This window comes from Pontibacter sp. LHS1 (assembly GCF_058932855.1).
In genome coordinates this window covers 225,381-243,478 of the sequence record NZ_JBZYWF010000003.1, presented here as the reverse complement: position 1 = coordinate 243,478, position 18,098 = coordinate 225,381, and the positions used below count along the sequence as shown (strand labels likewise).

The window sequence follows — 18,098 nt, the reverse complement described above, 5'->3', positions numbered from 1 at the left end:
ATAACCCTCCAGCCTCTGCCACTCCTCTTATCCTTAACTTTTTTCGAATCATTCAGATCACCTTATGCCCTTACTTTTAAGTTAGGTATAGTCAGCTTCTATTTAGATTTTCCTTAAAACAAGAAGGCCCGCCAATTTGGCGGGCCTTCTTTATGATGGTAATACTTGGATTACTGCTTCAGGAGTTTCACCTGCTCCGTCTTACCGTTAAACTCTGTCATCAGGATGTAGATGCCTGTTGGCAGGTTGTTGTTCAGGTTCAGAAGGATCGTGTTCTCACCTTCTTCGATGTCGTAGCTCAGGTTCTGAACGGCTGAACCATTCATGTTCACGATACGCACATTCAACTTACCTGCTCTGTCGGCATTGTACACCAGCTTAGAGTCAACGTTGATTGGGTTCGGATACACTCTTGGACCAACTGCCAGGTTCGCTCCGGTAGAGGACACAGCGACCACTTTGCTGTATTCAAATGTACCATCCAGGTCCACCTGCTTCAGTCTATAGTAACGTGTGCCGTTGAAGTTGCCTTTGTGGTTGAACTGGTAGTCCTGACGCAGTGAAGTCGTATTTACTTTGCTATTCACTTTGCCTACTGCCTTAAATTCACCTTTCAGGTCTTCTGTCATCTGCACTTCGAAGTAGTCGTTGTCCAGCTCAGAAGCTGTAGCCCATGTCAGTTGAACAGCATTGCCTTCTTTTCTTGCGTTGAAGGCGATCAGTTCTACTGGGAGAGGAACGATTTCAGACTCCAATGTTACTGTAGCCGATGCTTCTAATGAACTGTTAACAATTGACCCACTCAGTCTAGCTCCTATTTCTGTTGAAGTGCTTCTTACCGAAATTAAGGTAGTGAAGTTGCCATTTTCGTCTGGAGTAAAGCTCATTGCTCTTGTCCAAGCACCTTCCTCAGTAGATGTAGGATCCGAAGATATCTGGAAGGTAACATCTCCTGTCATTGACAGTTGCAGGTCTCTTCCAATAGCTAAGTTCTGAGCAGTTACAGTGTATGACTTGACATCGAACTCTGTTCCTTCTTGCGCTTTAAAGCTTAATGTGGTTGGATTAACTGTAATAATTGGTCTTACAATTTCCAATCTCTCAGGCTCACTACTTGTTGTTACACCCAGAGAGGTTATTGTCACAAAATTTCTGGAAGCTGTCTGTGGCACTAGCATTTCGAGAGAATTCTCATCTTCTTCGAAGAAGCTGCTTACATTCACTGTACCTATTTTGATAGTTCCAACATTTGTCAGCTTGTAACCTCTTACAACTACTCTTTCTAAGAGTCTAGCAGGGTTATCACCTGTAATAGTGCTTCCATCACTCTCCTTCTCGAATCTTACGATTACCGGGCTTGTTACGGTAAATACATCTTCAGTTGTCTGAGTTGATTCAGCTGTTGTTGTTGTTCCAGCCTCATTTGTTAGTGTGATAATACCTGTTATGGCATTGTTTGGAACTGTTACTGTTATTTCACGGGCAGTAGTCAGATCTTCCGTTTCCACTGTAGCTGGAATGTTGATTTGACTCTCGAGTGGCGCAGGGATGATTTCTCCTCCATGGCCTTTGAAGAATACATTTATCATTCCAGTCACATCGATCAGGTTCTCACCGGTGATGGTTACAACATATCCAGCAGGCCCTTCTTTAGCTACGAAATCATGAATGATCGGTGCTTTCACTACTCGGAAGATTTGTGAACTTGTCACTGTTCTGCTACCACCGTATGGTGTAGTAACAGCAAGCTTACCGATTGTAGCTCCTTCCGGCACAGTCACACTAATTTCAGTAGGAGATGTTACAGTATAAGATGCTATAACTCCGTCACCCTCTCCTTCAATCCCTAAGAATCTAACCTCTGTTGCATCGTCAAAGTTTGTACCGGCAATTGTGAAGGTTGTTCCAACGACACCTGCATAAGTGCTGAAACCTGTAATAGTTGGAGCTCCTATAATTGTCAGGTTACCATTTGACTGCCCTGTACCGCTGTCACTTGATATTCTCACTGAGCCAGTGATAGCTCCTGCTGGAACTGCTACTTCTAACACGTCTGTGCCTTCTTCTGTCGTGCTGTAGGTAGCGTTTACGATAGTACCTGCAATACGCGTACTATTTGAACCTGCAAAAGTTACTGTAGGTACTGCTCTAGTAACATTTGTTCCGTCAAAGTATTCGTCAAATCTAGACCCTGTAATAGTAACAATGTTTACACCTGCATATACTCTGGTATCGTTTGCTGTTCCTGTTTGTATAACACTAGCAATTACTGGTTTGTATACTGTCAAGGCAGTTGATGTACCTGTGCCACTTGTAGAAGTAACGCTCAGCACGTTTGAGCTGTTGAAGTTTACAACTGGAGCTTTAAATGTAATAGTACCTGTACCGTTTTCTACGTTCGTCAAGGCTACAGTGTAGCCCGAGATTGCTATACCACCATAAGACATACCAGTAATGTTGATAAAGTTAGTACCAGTGATAACCACTTCCTCACCTGCATATACAGCAGTTGGTGTTACGCTCGAAAGGACTGGTGCTAGAACTGTGAATGCAAATGGATTACTTTCACCACTTCCAGAAATCACAGTCAAGTTTCCTGATGTGGCTCCATTTGGAACAGTTATTGTAATTTCAGTCGCAGTATAAGTAGTTGCCGTAACTTGGGTACCATTAAAATTCACAACTGGTGCTTTTTCAGCAACACCACCTTGTCCATCGTTTAGCGTTTCATCCCAGTACTGCGTGAATAATTCGCCCGTGATTGTTACTACTGTTTGACCTACATAACCTTCTTCAGCGCTTATTGCTGTTATAATTGGCTCAATTACAGTATAGTCAGTAGCACTTGTTCCTGTTCCGGCTGGGGTGGTAACAGCTACTTTACCTGTTCCTGCATCAAACGGTGCTTTTACCGTAATCAGCTCAAAACCTGTCTCAGCGCCTTCACTATCTACCTCTTTAGTAACTTCACCTACGATTGTCGCAGACTCCCCACTGAAAGTTACTTCTGTTGCATTGGTGAAGAACTGACCTCTAACGGTTACCAACTGATTTGCATAGCTAGTAGTAGGAGTGTCTGTGCTGTTCGTAAATGTAATGTTAGCTGGCACTGGCACAACGAAATTATCTGTGCTTTCTGCTACTCCTGCAGGTGTCGTTATAGTGATTTTACCAGTAGTAGCGGCAACAGGTACTGTTACAGTAAGTACATCAAATGTCTCGTTTATCTGAACAGTCGCCATATCGGCTGCAATTCCATTGAACGCAACTGCTGTAACATCTATGAAGTTTGTACCAGTGATGGTTACTACTGTTCCTGCCACACCACCTTCTACTGGTTCAAATGCTATAATAGTAGGCGCAGGTATAACGGTGAATACATCAGTAGTTCTGAATACTTCTGTTTCCGCAACATCTATGCTGATCGGCCCGGTCGTTGCACCAGTTGGTACTGTAGCAGTAATAGTACCTTCAGCTCTATTATAAGTAAAATCCGCTACTACGTTGTTAAATTTCACGCCAGTAACTTCATTTAACAACCAGCCAGTAATTACTACCTCATCACCAACTATACCTTCTGTCGCAGTAAAGCTGATAATCTCTGGTGTCGTAACTATCGTGTAAGGGTTGCTTGGGTTGCTGTTACCAGCCGCGTTTGTTACCATCAGTGGACCAGTTACAGCTCCTTCCGGAACAGTTGCAGTGATGGTTTGCGCCTCGGTGTTAACTGTAATGGTAGTGGCCTCAACATCATCATCACTGCCTTCTGCACCTAAGAAGGTTACTTTGATCTCCTCACCATAGAAATTGGTACCGCTGATAACAACTTCATTCCCCACAACTCCCTTCCCAGAAGAGATAGATGTAATAGTTGGCAACTCAATAACGTTGAAGTTAGAAGGGCTTACGCCAGGACCGTTGATGTTTGACACGGTGATTACACCAGTGATAGCACCAACCGGCACAGTAGCTGTCAGTGTTTTATCGTCGGCAACTTCGAATACAGCAGGTATAGCACCTTCTGCACCAGCAAAAGTTACCGTTACTGCTCCTTCGTTTATGAAGTTATAACCTGTGATTGTCACTACTGTACCTGCTGCGCCCATTTCCGGCGTGAATGTCAGAATTACAGGAGTTACAACTACTTCGAAAATCTCTGTCTCAACCTGATCTGCAGGGTTGGTTACTAATAGCTTCCCTGTTACAGCGCCTTCTGGTACAGTTACTGTAAGTTCAGTATCGCTCTCGTTAGGAGCAGTCAGCTCAATGCGTAAGTCATCTTCCGCTGTTACATCGCTACCCAAGAATACTACTTCTGAAACATATTTCAGATGCTGACCTGTGATCGTGATTGTCTGGCCAATTGGGCCTTTGGTAGGATCTATGCTTACAACTGGGGCATGAATTACTTCGAATGGTCCATCCCAAGTAGCCTCACCACCAAGCGTGGTTACCACTACATTGCCTGTTGTAGCAGTTTCAGGTATATTGAATGTAATAGTAGTACCCTCATTGCTTACCACAAAACCAACTACTCCAGCTTCTGTATCATTTGGAGAGATTGTAACATTTCCAAATGTAACTACAGTTGCCGTTTCGAAGTTGGTACCAGTGATGGTCACTTCTTCTCCTACGATGCTGTATGTGAAACCACCGATAGTAGTTGCAACACTCGCTATAGTTGGAGCTGGCACAAAAACAAATTCCTCTGCACTTGTACCAATCTTGTCTCCTGGAGCAATTACCTGTATAAGACCGGTGCTTGCATCTGCCGGTACAATTACGACTAGCTCACCGTCGTTTGTTACCGGCGTAACAATTGTACCTTCTCTGTCATCTTCAACACCTTCACCTCCTAAGAACATTACACTGCTTACTCCCGACAAGTTGGTTCCTTTTATCGTCACCCTCATGTTTGGACCTGCTGTAGTTGGCTCAAAACTAGCGATTGTTGGTGCCGGCACATCAAATGATGCCACACTCGAAGATTGGCTTTCAGGACTCTTCACTGTAATAACGCCAGTGCTTGCTCCCAATGGTACCGTTACAGTGATTTGGTTATCGTCAACTACTGTAAAGCTTGTAGCTGCCACACCATTAAATAATACTTCGTTCACTCCTAAGAAATACTGGCCGTAGACAGTTACAGTCGCACCTACACTTCCTCCGGCTGGAGAAAACTCTACACTCGTTGTCTCCTGATCATTGTCATGATCAATCGCTAAAATTTGTGGGCCAAGTACTGTGAATGAATTTGTACTTACATCCTGCCCGGCTGGTGTAACTACTGTAATTTGGCCAGACGTTGCTCCATTGGGTACAGTTACTGTTATTTCGCTGTCTTCTTTCCCTTCTGCAAAAGCTATCGTAGCTGGGTCAGCTGCCACACCGTTGAACAGCACACCGGTTACGCCTGTGAAATACTGTCCGTAAAGCGTTACTGTTTCACCAGCACCTGCACTTGACGGGGCAAATTCAACTCCTGAAGCAAGAGATGGAGCCGGCACTTCAAACGCTGTTGCACTTGTTACCTCTCCGTATGGCGTTACTATTCTTATGAAGTCACTCTTAACACCATAAGGTACAGCTACCGTAATAACAGTACTGTCTGTGGTAAAAGAGGTAGCCTGCACGGCTCCAAAGTATACTGCCGTAGCTTCTTTTAGATGTCTCCCATTTATAGTTACTTCTGTTCCTGGAACACCTCCTGTTGGAGTAAAGCCTGTCATCTCTGGCTCTTGCGACACTGTTACTGCATCGAGAAACACATAGGCTGCATTTACAGATCCTAGCTCAAACCTTACATTTGTTGCGTTGCTTGGCAGATATACCGTCTCTCTTGAGGGCTGGACAGCTACTGCATAAGTAGAGGCCTCTTTTATACTTCCTCCTTGTAGACGGTAGCTTACCTTCATATTAGCACTATATTCTGCTAATCTTGTTGTGCTTGCCAAAAAGCTAAAGCTCACTTTATACCCTGTTGAGCCTATTTGGCTCTCCTCCTGTAGCTTAATGTCCACATAGGCTGCTGTAGTTCTGAATTGAGCAGAACCGCCAGATGAACTTGGCGCTATTTCTGCTCCATCTGAGCTCAACCCGCTTGAAATTACGTTTGCAGAAGTTGGTATTCGCCAAGGGCCATTATAAGTTATGGGGGCCTGAGCAACTACAGTGGAAACCAGACCCAGCATAATCACGCACTGCAGGAGCAGAGAACGTATAAGCCGGCCTAATGGGGGGGAGTAGATTTGTGCCATAGCTAAAAGTTAAGAGTTAATAAATTTTTGTGCAGTTTTAATGCTAAGTTAATTATCACAAAATAAGATAATTTATCTTTCACTTTTGCAATATTAATCCCTGTTTTTTTGTCTGATTTTAACTCTCTTCTTTTATATAGCGTTTTTAGTGCATTCAAGGCTATTTTTTAAAAAGTGCCTTGATTAAGTTATTTGGAAACTTTTCAAGTTTATTTTTTTAAAATAGTATTTAAAAAGGTTATATATTAACTATATTATGTTTGCATTAAAATATTATATATAGGTTTTCGGTATTATTTCATTTCTCTCCTGAATACAATCTGGCTTTTTTATAACATTGTAAAGCTGTGCAATTAACCATGTCTTTAAACACCAGGTATCAGTTTAAATATATTAGATACCGGTTTAATTACATTAACTTATTTTGTGAGTTTGCCAGATTCAAAACCGCATAATAGCGCAGGAAATTTAGCTTATATGGATTGCAACATAATTAAACTTGCTTTAACCTAACGTAGGCAACATTCAAAAGGAACTCTTTACTAAAAATCTAAAATATAACACGAACCCCATCACATAAAAGGCCACATATGGTTGATATATAGAACTATGCAGTATGGTATAAGTGTATAACCAATCTCAATTTCTCATGATAAAACACTAGAATAGGTCAATATATATGTCTTTAAGATTGCCTGTAAATGAAAACAGAAAAGGGCTGCAGTTTCCTGCAGCCCTTTTCTGTTTTCTGAGAGTTTATCTGTCTCTAGCGCTTCATAAGTTTAAATGTATGCTTTGTGTCATTGTCGAGTACATGAAGCACATACATCCCTTTGGTAGTAACACTCCGCATATCTACTGTGATGGAGTTGCCGGAGGTTTCCTCGGTACGCTGCTGTAGCACCTTACCCATTGCATCCATTAACACCACCTGCACGTTACGAGCTTCTGTACCATTGAGAGTCACAACTACTGCGTCATCGAATGGATTAGGATAGGCCGAAGCTGTGCCATTACCTGCGTTTAAAGCAACTGCTCTAATTGGTGAGAAAGAAGTAGTGCCGTCAAAGTCAACCTGCTTCAGTCTATAGTAACGTGTTCCAGATACTGCTTTTGCATCCAGGAAGCTATAGTCCTGGCGTAAAGCAGTGGTACCTACTTTACTCTCCACAAAACCAATTGCTTCAAAATCTCTGGCATTTCTTGACACCTGCACTTCAAAGCCCTTATTCTCCTGCTCTGAAGCTGTGGCCCAAGTTAGGTTCACTCCTTTGGTTTGTGCTTGAGCTCTGAAGAACATGAGTTCTACAGGGAGAGGAACTATTGGTAAATCATCAATAACAATTTTACCATCAAGACTTGCGGTTGAATAGCAAACTCCAGGGGCAAGTTGAAGTACTACCGCAACCCTATTCATTTCTGCAGATACTGACTCAATACTAAAAATTTTACCACCTACAACTCTTAATGGATCTATTGTATTATCATAGTAGACGAGCCACTCATGACCAATAATTTCATTGTCTGGTAGGTTGACATTGTAAGTATACTCAGCGTACTTGCTTACTTCTGGATTTACAGGACCTAGGATATTTCCTTCTATATTTGCAGTAACTATGGGATTAGCTGTAGCAGTTACTAGTACCCTTTCTCCATCACATCCTGTTCCTATATTTACTTTGCTTACATAATAGTTGACGCTTGTGCCTTCCTGAATGACAGGAGTAGTAAATGATGAACCTTGCTCTAAATAATTTCCGCCTGATTGAGTCGTATACCACCTGTAAGTTTCTCCACCCAAAGCGCCAGAAGCGCTTAACATCACTTCTCCTTCACCACATCTAATTCCGTTAATTGCCTGAGGAGCAATTGGCGCCTCGTTTGTCATATTAATTACAGCTCTAGTTGAACTTTCACAATTACCATTAGCATCATAAATTGCCACATAGTAGTAACCCGAGTCACTGTTTCGTCTAATTGATAACGTATTACCTGTTTTAATTGGTGTTCCACCTGTCGAAGCTCTATACCATCTATAAACTTGACTGCCTGCAGCTCCATGGGCAGTTAGGGTAATAGTAGGGTTACCATTTCCACAGTCTCCATCAGATGTAACTATTGGAGTTGGTGGGTTTCCAATGGTTGCAGTTACAGGCACTCTTGCGCTCTCACACTCTCCAGTAAGATTGAAAATGCTTACATAATATGTTGTTGTGTTATTAAATGATTCTGTAAGGGTTTCGCCTCTGTGATGAACTGCATTTGCAGTTGAAGTTTTGTACCAACGGTATTCTGTATTTGTTGGAGCACCTGTTACACTAAGTGTAAGTTGTCCGCTATTACATCTGCCATTATTGAAAACTGTCGGAACTATATTGTTGCCAACAATTGCCCTAACAGGTATTCTAGCTGTTTCACACCCTGCTATCATTGCGCTTACATAATAAGTTGCACTATTTTGAAGCGAAGAAATTTCTAATGTAGATTGGTTGCTTATAGAGGAGCCTCCTGAAGATGTAGAGTACCACCGGTAATTACCATTTGTTGTTCCTGAAGCTGAAAGAGTAACAGGATTGCCAGGCTCACAGCTTTGTCCAGGTATTCCCACCAAAGCAACTACATTAACCGTACCTGGACTCGATGAAACCCCATTTGGCTGCCCGACTACAATGGATAAAGTCGTTCCAGTCACTCGACTTCCTGGGATACTTACTCTTATTTCATCTTTTGAAATAAGTGTGGGTATTATATAATCTTCACTGTTATTTAGTATTATATAAGATGGATTACCTCCGCCAGTATTAAACTTTTGACCGCTTATTATCAAGTTAACATCTTCCCCAGCTACTACACAGCTAGGAGAAATACTACTAATCGATTGCCCCATACTCTCCCCACTCACCAGCAGGAAAAAGCCCAGCAACAGTAGCATAAAAATTTTAGTTGCCGCAGCTGTTCCCGTAGCGTTGGCAGTTGGCCGCTGGGTGAGGGCGGCGGTTGGATTGTAGATGTGTTTCATAAAAAACTCAAAAAATTAGAAGATTCTGGTTGGTTGGCGGATTGACTAGAGCCGAAGTATGGACATAGTAATTCCACCTATACTTTTTACAGCATTTTTTAGAACTCTAACCTTAGAGATCTAACGAGATAGATATATTTTGACTAGCTATAAGCTAATATGTGGCATACCTGCTTATAGGATCACTTTTACCTATTAAAATATTCGGAAGAATTACTTTGCCCCTGAAATAACTAAGTCTAATTAATTATTAATATAAAGCAATATTAATTATAGGACAGCTAATTTCCATGCTATTATTGTTATTTTTTTTATCAGAAATTTACAAATTGTACTAATTTACAACTGTTCCATCGTTTAGCTTTATAATCTAACAAGCGCTATATGATGATTCAAACAATTAATTATCAACTCTTTCTGCGAACCATATATGGACGATCTAAATTGCACTGAATATTCAAAAAATTAGTGTCTAAATCCAATGCCACAAGGTTACCATAAGCTGCGTTTTTGTAGTACACGCAGCCTGCATCGAGGTTGATACGGGCATCCTGATGTGCAGCACTTTTCTTGATCGTATGTAGGGGAGTGGGGGTATGGCCGTGCAGGAGCCTCTTATTATCGAGGCGTTCCCAGTCAACTTCGTAGTGCCTTATGTTAAGCATGGCTTCTTTGTCTCTAAAAAGGTCGGTTTGATGGAAGTCGAAGCCGGCATGCACCAAAAAGAAGTCGGATAGTTCGAGGTAGAAAGGGAGGGAATCGATGAAGTTGGCGTAGGTGGCGGGGAATTTCCTGAAGTCGCTCATGCCAAAGTTTTGTAGCACCATTTGTTTTTCAGATGCCGAAAGGCTAACAGCTGACTCACCTTTCGAAGCGGCTTTGAGAAGCATCTGATCATGGTTGCCACGCAGGCAGTGCACCTGGTAGTGCTGTTTCTGGAGGTGTATGATAAAGTCCAGCACGCCTTTGCTGTCGGGGCCTTTGTTTACGTAGTCGCCCAGCAGGTATAGCTCATCCGTTTTCTTGAGTTGGAGTTGCTCGAGCACAAGCGCTCTGAAGGTGCGGGCGCAGCCGTGTATGTCACTGATCGCGTATCGGGCCATGGCGGGGAGCGTCTGGTCTGAGTCGGTTTGAAGCAGCTAAAAAAATAGCACCTGCTCATGAAACAGGTGCTATTTTTTTAGCTGTTATACTGATTAGTTATACTTATTATTATCTATTCCTGGTTTGTGATGACCGCGGTTCGGATTGTTGATACGCACATTAGCGCCTGTCTCATCCGCGTCGTCTACCGTATATTTTTTCTCCAACTCTTCACGCTCTGCACGTGTGCTATTCGGATCTACCGGCTTATCACCAGTACCTTTGCTTTGACCACGTCCTGTTGGGTTTCCTGAATCAGCCCCACCGGGCTGGGTATGCTTATATGATGGCATAGTGTGTTCTCCTTTTGTTTAAGTTAAAAATAAAAGGCAAGCTCCTCAGGCCTATACCTGAAAGCAGCTATACCTGGTTTAAAAATCAGTTCTGATAATCAGGTACCACGACCTTCTTCTTCGGTACGCATGTTGTCGGGCGGTGGCGTGCCGTCGTCGGCGAAGTCGTTGACGCCGGTAGCTGAGGGACCTTCAGAAGCAGTGTCGCTGCCGAAACCCTCTTTACCGTCACGGTTACCGAAGCCCCCGCGTTGGTGTTCGTTCTTCGGAGGATCTGCACCCGGAATGATATGCCCCGCACGGAATTCCTGATCCGTAGTATCGTCCTCAATCACGCGCACTGGCCTGTTTTTGGCCGCATCGCTGTGCTGCGATTCTCCTGCGTGTTTATCGTTTTCTTTATTTTCCATAGTTGTGTCTTTATCGTGCTCCACTTGAGAGCTATACCTGTTTTTACTCCATTTCGGCCGCTATGGTTTAGTTAGATTAGCCTCCAACCAGTTCGCCGCCATTCACATGGATCACCTGTCCGGTTATATAGGACCCGTCCTGAGAAGCCAGCAAAACATAGGCCGGCGCTACTTCCGATGGCTGCCCTGGACGCCCAAGCGGCACATTCTGCCCAAACTCTTTTACTTTCTTCTCATCAAACGAGGCAGGTATAAGCGGTGTCCAGATTGGACCTGGGGCCACAGCATTCACCCGTATTTTCTTTTCCGCCAGGTTAGAGGATAGGGAACGGGTGAAGGAAGTGATGGCTCCTTTTGTAGAGGCATAATCCATGAGGTGGTGGCTGCCGCGGTAGGAGGTAACGGAAGTGGAATTTACAATAGCGCTACCTTCTTTCATGTGCTCCAAAGCCGCTTTGGTCATGTAGAACATCGAGAAGATGTTTGTCTTAAAAGTACGTTGCAGCTGGTCTTTCGATATGTCCTTCAGATCGGTCTGCTCGTGCTGCTCTGCGGCGTTGTTCACCAGTATGTCCAGCCCGCCAAGATCGCTTACAGCCTGCTGGACAGCTTTTTGGCAGAAGGCCTCATCTCCTATATCACCTGAAATGATCACCCCTTTCCGGCCTTCCTTTTCTATAAGTTGCAGGGTGTCCTGGGCATCCTTGTCCTCGTTCAGGTATACAATGGCCACATCGGCACCTTCGCGGGCGAAGTGCACTGCCACGGCGCGGCCTATACCACTGTCACCGCCTGTAATGAGCGCCTTCTTGCCTTTGAGCTTATCGCTGCCTTTGTAGCTTTCGCGTATGTACTCCGGCTGCGGAGTCATTTTATGTTCTTTGCCCGGTTGCTCTTCCTGTTTCTGGGCAGGTACTTCATTTGGTTTGTTTGCCATAGTTTTTATAGTTTTAGTGTGCTTGCAGTCCATACCTATACGCCTGCATTTTTGGCCTAGTTACCGTAGCCTGGTATCTTGTGAGGCAGCTAGCCGTTTATACCTTAAAATATGTCCCCGGATTATGTGGAAAGAAACCGACAATAAACTCACCCGCAGCTTCAAGTTCAAAGACTTCAGAGCGGCTATGGCTTTCATGAACAAAGTGGCCGATGTGGCTGAGGAGCTCAATCATCATCCATGGTGGAGCAATGTATACAACAAGGTAGAGATCGAACTGACCACACACGATGCCGGCAATACCGTCACTGACAAGGATATAGAGCTGGCCCGACGCATTGACCAGCTTTATGACGAGATGATGGTCTGAGGCTCTATCACCAAAGTTGCTGTCAGGGGCTGGCTTATAACCTGGCACAGCAATCAGCCCTTAACAATCGACAATTAAGTAATACCTTTGCTGCATGCAGGAACCTGAAAAAACCAACCTATACCTGGTGCCGACTCCTATCGGTAACCTGGAGGATATCACGCTGCGGGCTATACGCATACTGAAGGAAGTAGACGTTATACTGGCCGAAGATACCCGCACCAGCGGCAAGCTGTTGCAACATCTGGGTATAGAAAAGCGCATGCACAGCCACCACTTGCACAACGAGCACAAGGCCAGCGCCCATCTGGTGGAACGAATGAAGGCAGGCGAAGTAATGGCTCTTATTTCAGATGCCGGCACACCCGGAATTTCTGATCCTGGCTTCCTGCTCGTGCGCGAATGCCTCAAGGCAGACCTTAAGGTGGAGTGCCTCCCTGGTGCAACTGCCTTTGTGCCAGCCCTGGTCAAATCCGGTTTCAGCACTGACCGTTTTACATTTGAAGGATTTTTGCCTTTGAAGAAGGGACGCCAGACGCGCCTGATCAGTTTGGCAGAGGAGGAGCGTACCATGATTTTCTATGAATCCCCGCACCGCCTGCTCAAAACGCTCACGCAGTTCAAAGAATACTTCGGGGGCGAACGCATGGCCTCTGTTTCACGTGAAATCTCCAAGATGTTTGAAGAGACCGTCAACGGAACGCTCGACGAACTGATCGAGATCTTCACTACCAAGGCTATCAAAGGAGAGTTTGTGGTGGTGGTTTCAGGAGCGGGGGCGAAGTAAAACTGAATACGAATAAATAAATATGAAGCTATACCTTAAAAAGCTTTCACTGCTATGCACGCTGCTGTTTATTACCCTGCAGACGCAGGCGCAGCTTGAAGGCTCCCGTCTGTCTCCGGAAGCCAAAATCAGCCTGATCACCTGCTCACCGGGCGATGAACTCTATGCTATATTCGGCCACAGTGCCGTGCGTGTTAATGACCCTGCCTCAGGTATGGACATCGTGTTCAACTACGGTACCTTCGACTTCAATGAGCCGGGCTTCTACATCAAGTTTATCCGTGGCAAGCTCAACTACAAGCTCTCCATCGCCTATTTTCAGGATTTCGCCTACAGCTATACCCTGGACAACCGCTCCATTAATGAGCAGGAGATGAACTTCACGGAAGCGCAGAAACAGCAGTACTGGCAATTTCTGACAAACAATTACCTGCCCGAGAACCGCTTTTACCTGTATGACTTCTTTTTTGACAACTGCGCAACCCGTATTCGTGATGGCATTGAAGCCACTTTCCCGAACCAGGTGGCCTTTAATGTAGCGCACCTGGACCAGGACATGAGTTTCCGCAACCTGATCGACCTATACCTGCCACCGCAGCCCTGGTCCGACTTTGGTATCGACCTGGCGCTGGGAGCGCCCATCGATCGCACAGCCACGCCTTACGAGTACATGTTCCTGCCCGATTATCTTTCAGAGGGATTTGCCAGCGCCACGATCCAGCAAAACGGGCAGCAGGTGCCTTTGGTAGGTGAGCCGCAGGTTATTTTCCAGAATACTCCGATGCCGGCCTCAGCTGGCAGCCTGTTTAACCCTGTGCTGGTATGGTGGCTGTTCTTCGGTCTTGTACTGGCCATTACCGTGCTCGATTACAAGCGCCGCAAGCGCAGCCGCACGTTTGATGTGTTCCTGTTCCTGATCACCGGCCTGCTGGGTGTGCTGCTGTTCCTGCTGTGGTTTGCCACAGACCATCAGGCGGCTGCCAATAACTTTAACCTGCTTTGGGCACTGCCTACCCATGTTGTAGCCGCTGCTTTCCTGGCCAGGCCGGCACTGCCGGGCTGGTTACAGAAGTACATGCTGGTGACGGCTGCCCTGGCTTTCATCACACTTTTGTTGTGGTTGGTGTGGCCACAGCAGTTACATGCCGCAGTTTTCCCGATCGCTTTATCCCTCCTTGTAAGAGCCGCGTATACGGTTTGGGCTGCCCGACAGCCGGCAGTGATCAGCAACACAAATCCTAAAGTAAAAGAGCGTATATGAACTTGCAGCAACTTTGCCAGAATGCGAATATTATTGTCAAAAGAGTAGGCGCATTTATCAAGCACGAGGCCACCAGCTTTGACAGGGGCAAAGTGGAGATGAAGGGCTTTAATAACCTGGTGTCGTACGTGGATAAGGAGGCCGAGCAGCAGTTGGTAGAGGCATTGCGTAATCTGTTGCCAGAGGCAGGTTTTATAACTGAAGAGGAAACGGACAACACCCGTGGCGAACGCTTCAACTGGATCATCGACCCACTGGACGGCACCACCAACTTCACCCACGGCCTGCCACTGTACTCTGTTAGCGTAGCATTGCTGGATGGTGACGAGGTGGTGCTGGGCATTGTGTATGAAGTGAACAAAGACGAATGCTTCTATGCTACCAAAGGCAACGGTGCGTTCTTAAATGACACTCCTATCAAAGTTTCGCCTGCAGAAGGCTTGAAAGATTCGCTCATTGCCACTGGTTTCCCTTATTATGAGTTTGGACTCACGCAGCAGTACCTGCAGGTGCTGGGTGCCTTTATGGGCAAGTCGCATGGGGTGCGGCGCCTTGGTTCTGCCGCGCTGGACCTGGCCTATGTGGCGGTAGGCCGCTTTGAAGGATTCTTTGAGTTTAACCTGAACGCCTGGGATGTGGCAGGAGGCGCCATTATCGTGCAGGAAGCTGGTGGTCACGTTTCTAAGTTCACGGCTGGCGGCGACTATATTTTCGGCCGCGAAATTGTGGCCAGCAATGGCAACATCCACCAGGAAATGCTCGACACAATAGCCGAGCACTGGAAAGAGCCACTTCCCTAAACTTTTTGTAACTTTGTGCAGTTGATAAGAGCATATGGTACAGCAAATCATCATTTTCCTGATATTCGCAGTGGCGGTGGGCTACATGGGCTGGGTAATTTACCGTAGTTTCATTCCTAACAAAAATGCCGGCTGCGCCAAAGGCTGCGGCAGCTGCTCAGCCATCGACTTCAGCAAGATTCAGAAAGAACTCGACAAGAAGGCGGTGTAGCCGTCCCGGTTCTCCCCCTACTCGGTTTCTGGTTTAACGCCTCACCTGCATTCGTAGGTATAGCGCTATACCTGTGTCTGTGAAGAGGTCGCTGCTCATCGCACTCTATACCTGCCAGTGCCTGCTTCCTGAATAATTCCAGACCCTTTTTCGTATCCATTGCCTGATTTTGCGTATAGTTCTATACTTAACAGAACATCCCTTAAAACTATACGCTATGCAAGATAAAGTAGAAGAAAGATCCCTGGTCAATGTGCTCAACCGCCTCCGCAAAGATGGCTACACCTACGACTTTAAAGTGTCAGGTGAAGGCACTCTTTGCACCATGGAAGACAAGCACAACTTCGGGCCTGACCAGGTACGCATCGTGGACTTTTACCGCTTCGAAGGTGAAAGCAATCCGGATGACATGTCGATACTCTATGCCGTGGAAACCAGCAATGGCCTGCGCGGGACCATCTCTAACTCCTACGGCCCTTATGCCGACGAGAAAATTGACAACTTCCTGAAACAAGTGGAAGACCTTGGCAAAAACCTTGATAAAAAAGATAAATAAAACAGAAAGGGCCGATCACTCGGCCCTTTCTGTTTTATACCTGCACTAGTTATACCTAATTGTCTGACATCTTGCGGCCATTCTTCATTTGAGCCTGCAAGTCCTCTAAATGCTCGTTCAGCTTCTCGCCGCCTTTTATACCAAAGTCCAGCGTACGGATCGGGAATGGAATCATGATGTCGTTCGCATCAAAAGCCTTCTTGATCTTAATGATGGCGTCGCTCTTAGCCGACACAAAATCTATCTGCCGGGAATAAGATATCCAAAAGCGGGCTTTGAAGTCGATAGAACTATCGTTAAACGCATCGTACATCACTTCCACGTCACGGGTTTTTACGCGATTTTTCACATCCTGCAGTGCCTCTATCACAATTTGCTGCACCCTTTCCAAATCTTCGCCATACGATACCCCCACATCCAGGTCGAGGCGCCGGATGCCGCTGCTTGAGTAATTGGTTACAGGATTTTCAAACACCATCTTGTTGGGCAGTTTCACCAATTCGCCAGAAGGCTTTCGGATGTCCAGCGTACGCAGCGACACCCGCTCAATCACTCCGAAATAATCATTGGTCTCAATCATATCGCCTACCCCAAAAGGCTTCTGCACGGCGATGATGATCCCTGAGATGAAGTTGGCGGCAATATCCTGAAAGGCAAAACCCAGGGCCAGACCAATAATACCCACACCAGCCAGCAAGGAGATAACCACTCTGTCGAGCTGCAGCACGCTGAGCACAAAGAAGAAGCCAACACCCAGCAAGGCGATGTATAAAATGGTAGATATCAGGTTGTTGAGCGCGGCGCTATGTGATATGCGGCCTATTACTTTATCAAGGCCATTGCGGATAAATCGGGCAACGACAAAAGTGATAATCAGGAGTATAAGTGCTACTACGAGGTTTGGAAGCATCAAAATCAAATGCTCGCCCCAGCCTTCCAGCTTGCTTAGCAGTAACTCAATTGCATTGTTGATATCGTTCATATAGTGTCAGGTGTCATTGTACATTATCAGCAGGTATAGCTCAGGCCCATACCCGGGTGCCCTCGGTACAGTTGCGGCACATTTCTATTTCCTCCCGTGACTGTAACAGCGATCTCCGGAATTGGTTATACGCCGGACTGCGCCATACCTGCTGAAAGCTTTGCGCCTTCACATCGCCCATGCGATACTCGGCGTCCTTGTCAAAGCAACAGGGTACCACCAGGCCATCCCAGGTGATGACGCAGGAGTGCCACATTTTCCAGCACTGGTTCAGCAGTTTGTTTTTGATGGAGTAACTGCCGTCGCCGTTGTTCTTATACCTGGAGTAATAGTCGATGGTAGGTATAAGCGGCGAGCCCTGCTCATAATCGTAGATCTGCGCCGTCTTAAATACGACTTCGTCCACTCCAAGTTCGTCGGCCAGCGCCTGCACTTCCGAAATCTGGTGCTCATTGGGCCGCACCACCAGGAACTGAAACATAATATGCGGTGTGTGCGACTTCAGCTCTTTCTTCCACTTCACGACCTGCCTTGTACCTTCCAGCACTTTGTCCAGCTTGCCTCCCACACGGTAAGCCGCGTAAGTATCCTGCGTAGTGCCGTCTATGGAAACAATCAGGCGGTCCAGTCCTGACTCCACAGTTTTGCGGGCGGTGTCGCTGTCGAGGAAGTGGGCGTTGGTGGAAGTAGCGGTATAGATGCCGCGGTCCGATGCGTATTTGACGAGCTCCAGAAACTGCTTGTGCAGGTATGGCTCCCCCTGAAAATAGAAGATCAGGTATAGCAGGCGCTTATGCAGCTGGTCAATGGTTTCTTTGAACAGATCGCCCTGCAGCATACCCGTGGGCCTTGTAAAGGAGCGGAGTCCACTCGGGCACTCAGGACAGCGCAGGTTGCATGAGGTAGTCGGTTCGAACGAGATACTGAGCGGATCGCCCCAGTGCACGGCCTTGCGCGAAGCCCTTGCATACCAGTAGCTGCCAGCCACCTGCAGGGCATTGAGCAGGCGCAGCGGCGTTAGTTTCGACAGGAAATTAAGCTTATCAGAGAGGTGCAGCTTCATGTATAGGTA

14 protein-coding genes are annotated in these 18,098 nt (G+C 46.0%); 6 read left to right on the top strand and 8 right to left on the bottom strand.

Annotated features, from left to right (window positions below):
* Window positions 1-170: 170 nt before the first annotated feature.
* The 6 genes from AC5FXQ_RS08205 to AC5FXQ_RS08180 all read right to left on the bottom strand — a co-directional run bounded on the left by AC5FXQ_RS08205 (window position 171) and on the right by AC5FXQ_RS08180 (window position 12,059).
* The gene (locus tag AC5FXQ_RS08205) at window positions 171-6,257 is read right to left on the bottom strand and encodes an IPT/TIG domain-containing protein (protein WP_493601990.1); all 6,087 of its coding nucleotides are present in this window, start codon (window positions 6,255-6,257) and stop codon (window positions 171-173) included.
* 766 nt (window positions 6,258-7,023) lie between these two features.
* Window positions 7,024-9,276, bottom strand: coding sequence for an Ig-like domain-containing protein (locus tag AC5FXQ_RS08200; protein ID WP_493601989.1), 2,253 nt, complete (start codon window positions 9,274-9,276; stop codon window positions 7,024-7,026).
* Between the two features lie 407 nt (window positions 9,277-9,683).
* The gene (locus tag AC5FXQ_RS08195) at window positions 9,684-10,379 is read right to left on the bottom strand and encodes a metallophosphoesterase family protein (protein WP_493601988.1); all 696 of its coding nucleotides are present in this window, start codon (window positions 10,377-10,379) and stop codon (window positions 9,684-9,686) included.
* 93 nt (window positions 10,380-10,472) lie between these two features.
* On the bottom strand, window positions 10,473-10,712 hold the full coding sequence (locus AC5FXQ_RS08190) for a hypothetical protein (protein ID WP_493601987.1): 240 nt from the start codon (window positions 10,710-10,712) through the stop codon (window positions 10,473-10,475).
* Window positions 10,713-10,810: 98 nt separating this feature from the next.
* Window positions 10,811-11,122 (bottom strand): hypothetical protein, encoded by a 312-nt coding sequence (locus AC5FXQ_RS08185; protein ID WP_493601986.1) that lies wholly within the window; start codon window positions 11,120-11,122, stop codon window positions 10,811-10,813.
* Between the two features lie 76 nt (window positions 11,123-11,198).
* Window positions 11,199-12,059 carry an SDR family oxidoreductase gene (locus AC5FXQ_RS08180; protein ID WP_493601985.1) on the bottom strand — a complete coding sequence of 287 codons (861 nt, stop codon included), beginning with the start codon at window positions 12,057-12,059 and terminating at the stop codon, window positions 11,199-11,201.
* Between the two features lie 124 nt (window positions 12,060-12,183).
* Here AC5FXQ_RS08180 and AC5FXQ_RS08175 point away from each other — a divergent pair, with 124 nt between their 5' ends.
* The 6 genes from AC5FXQ_RS08175 to AC5FXQ_RS08150 all read left to right on the top strand — a co-directional run bounded on the left by AC5FXQ_RS08175 (window position 12,184) and on the right by AC5FXQ_RS08150 (window position 16,044).
* Window positions 12,184-12,429, top strand: coding sequence for a 4a-hydroxytetrahydrobiopterin dehydratase (locus tag AC5FXQ_RS08175; RefSeq protein WP_493601984.1), 246 nt, complete (start codon window positions 12,184-12,186; stop codon window positions 12,427-12,429).
* 94 nt (window positions 12,430-12,523) lie between these two features.
* Window positions 12,524-13,216 (top strand): 16S rRNA (cytidine(1402)-2'-O)-methyltransferase, encoded by a 693-nt coding sequence (gene rsmI, locus AC5FXQ_RS08170; RefSeq protein WP_493601983.1) that lies wholly within the window; start codon window positions 12,524-12,526, stop codon window positions 13,214-13,216.
* 22 nt (window positions 13,217-13,238) lie between these two features.
* The gene (locus tag AC5FXQ_RS08165; RefSeq protein ID WP_493601982.1) at window positions 13,239-14,477 is read left to right on the top strand and encodes an Lnb N-terminal periplasmic domain-containing protein; all 1,239 of its coding nucleotides are present in this window, start codon (window positions 13,239-13,241) and stop codon (window positions 14,475-14,477) included.
* Window positions 14,474-15,277, top strand: coding sequence for an inositol monophosphatase family protein (locus tag AC5FXQ_RS08160; RefSeq protein ID WP_493601981.1), 804 nt, complete (start codon window positions 14,474-14,476; stop codon window positions 15,275-15,277). The genes AC5FXQ_RS08165 and AC5FXQ_RS08160 overlap by 4 nt, the downstream gene beginning before the upstream one ends.
* 34 nt (window positions 15,278-15,311) lie before the next feature.
* Window positions 15,312-15,488, top strand: a complete 177-nt coding sequence (locus AC5FXQ_RS08155; RefSeq protein WP_196116641.1) for a FeoB-associated Cys-rich membrane protein — start codon at window positions 15,312-15,314, stop codon at window positions 15,486-15,488.
* A gap of 217 nt (window positions 15,489-15,705) precedes the next feature.
* Complete coding sequence (locus AC5FXQ_RS08150) at window positions 15,706-16,044, top strand: hypothetical protein (protein ID WP_493601980.1); 339 nt, start codon at window positions 15,706-15,708, stop codon at window positions 16,042-16,044.
* 55 nt (window positions 16,045-16,099) lie between these two features.
* Here the strand turns inward: AC5FXQ_RS08150 and AC5FXQ_RS08145 are convergent, their stop codons facing one another.
* The gene (locus AC5FXQ_RS08145; RefSeq protein WP_493601979.1) at window positions 16,100-17,026 is read right to left on the bottom strand and encodes a mechanosensitive ion channel family protein; all 927 of its coding nucleotides are present in this window, start codon (window positions 17,024-17,026) and stop codon (window positions 16,100-16,102) included.
* Between the two features lie 40 nt (window positions 17,027-17,066).
* Entirely contained in the window at window positions 17,067-18,089 is a 1,023-nt protein-coding gene (locus AC5FXQ_RS08140) for an SPASM domain-containing protein (protein WP_493601978.1), read from the bottom strand.
* Between the last annotated feature and the right edge of the window lie 9 nt (window positions 18,090-18,098).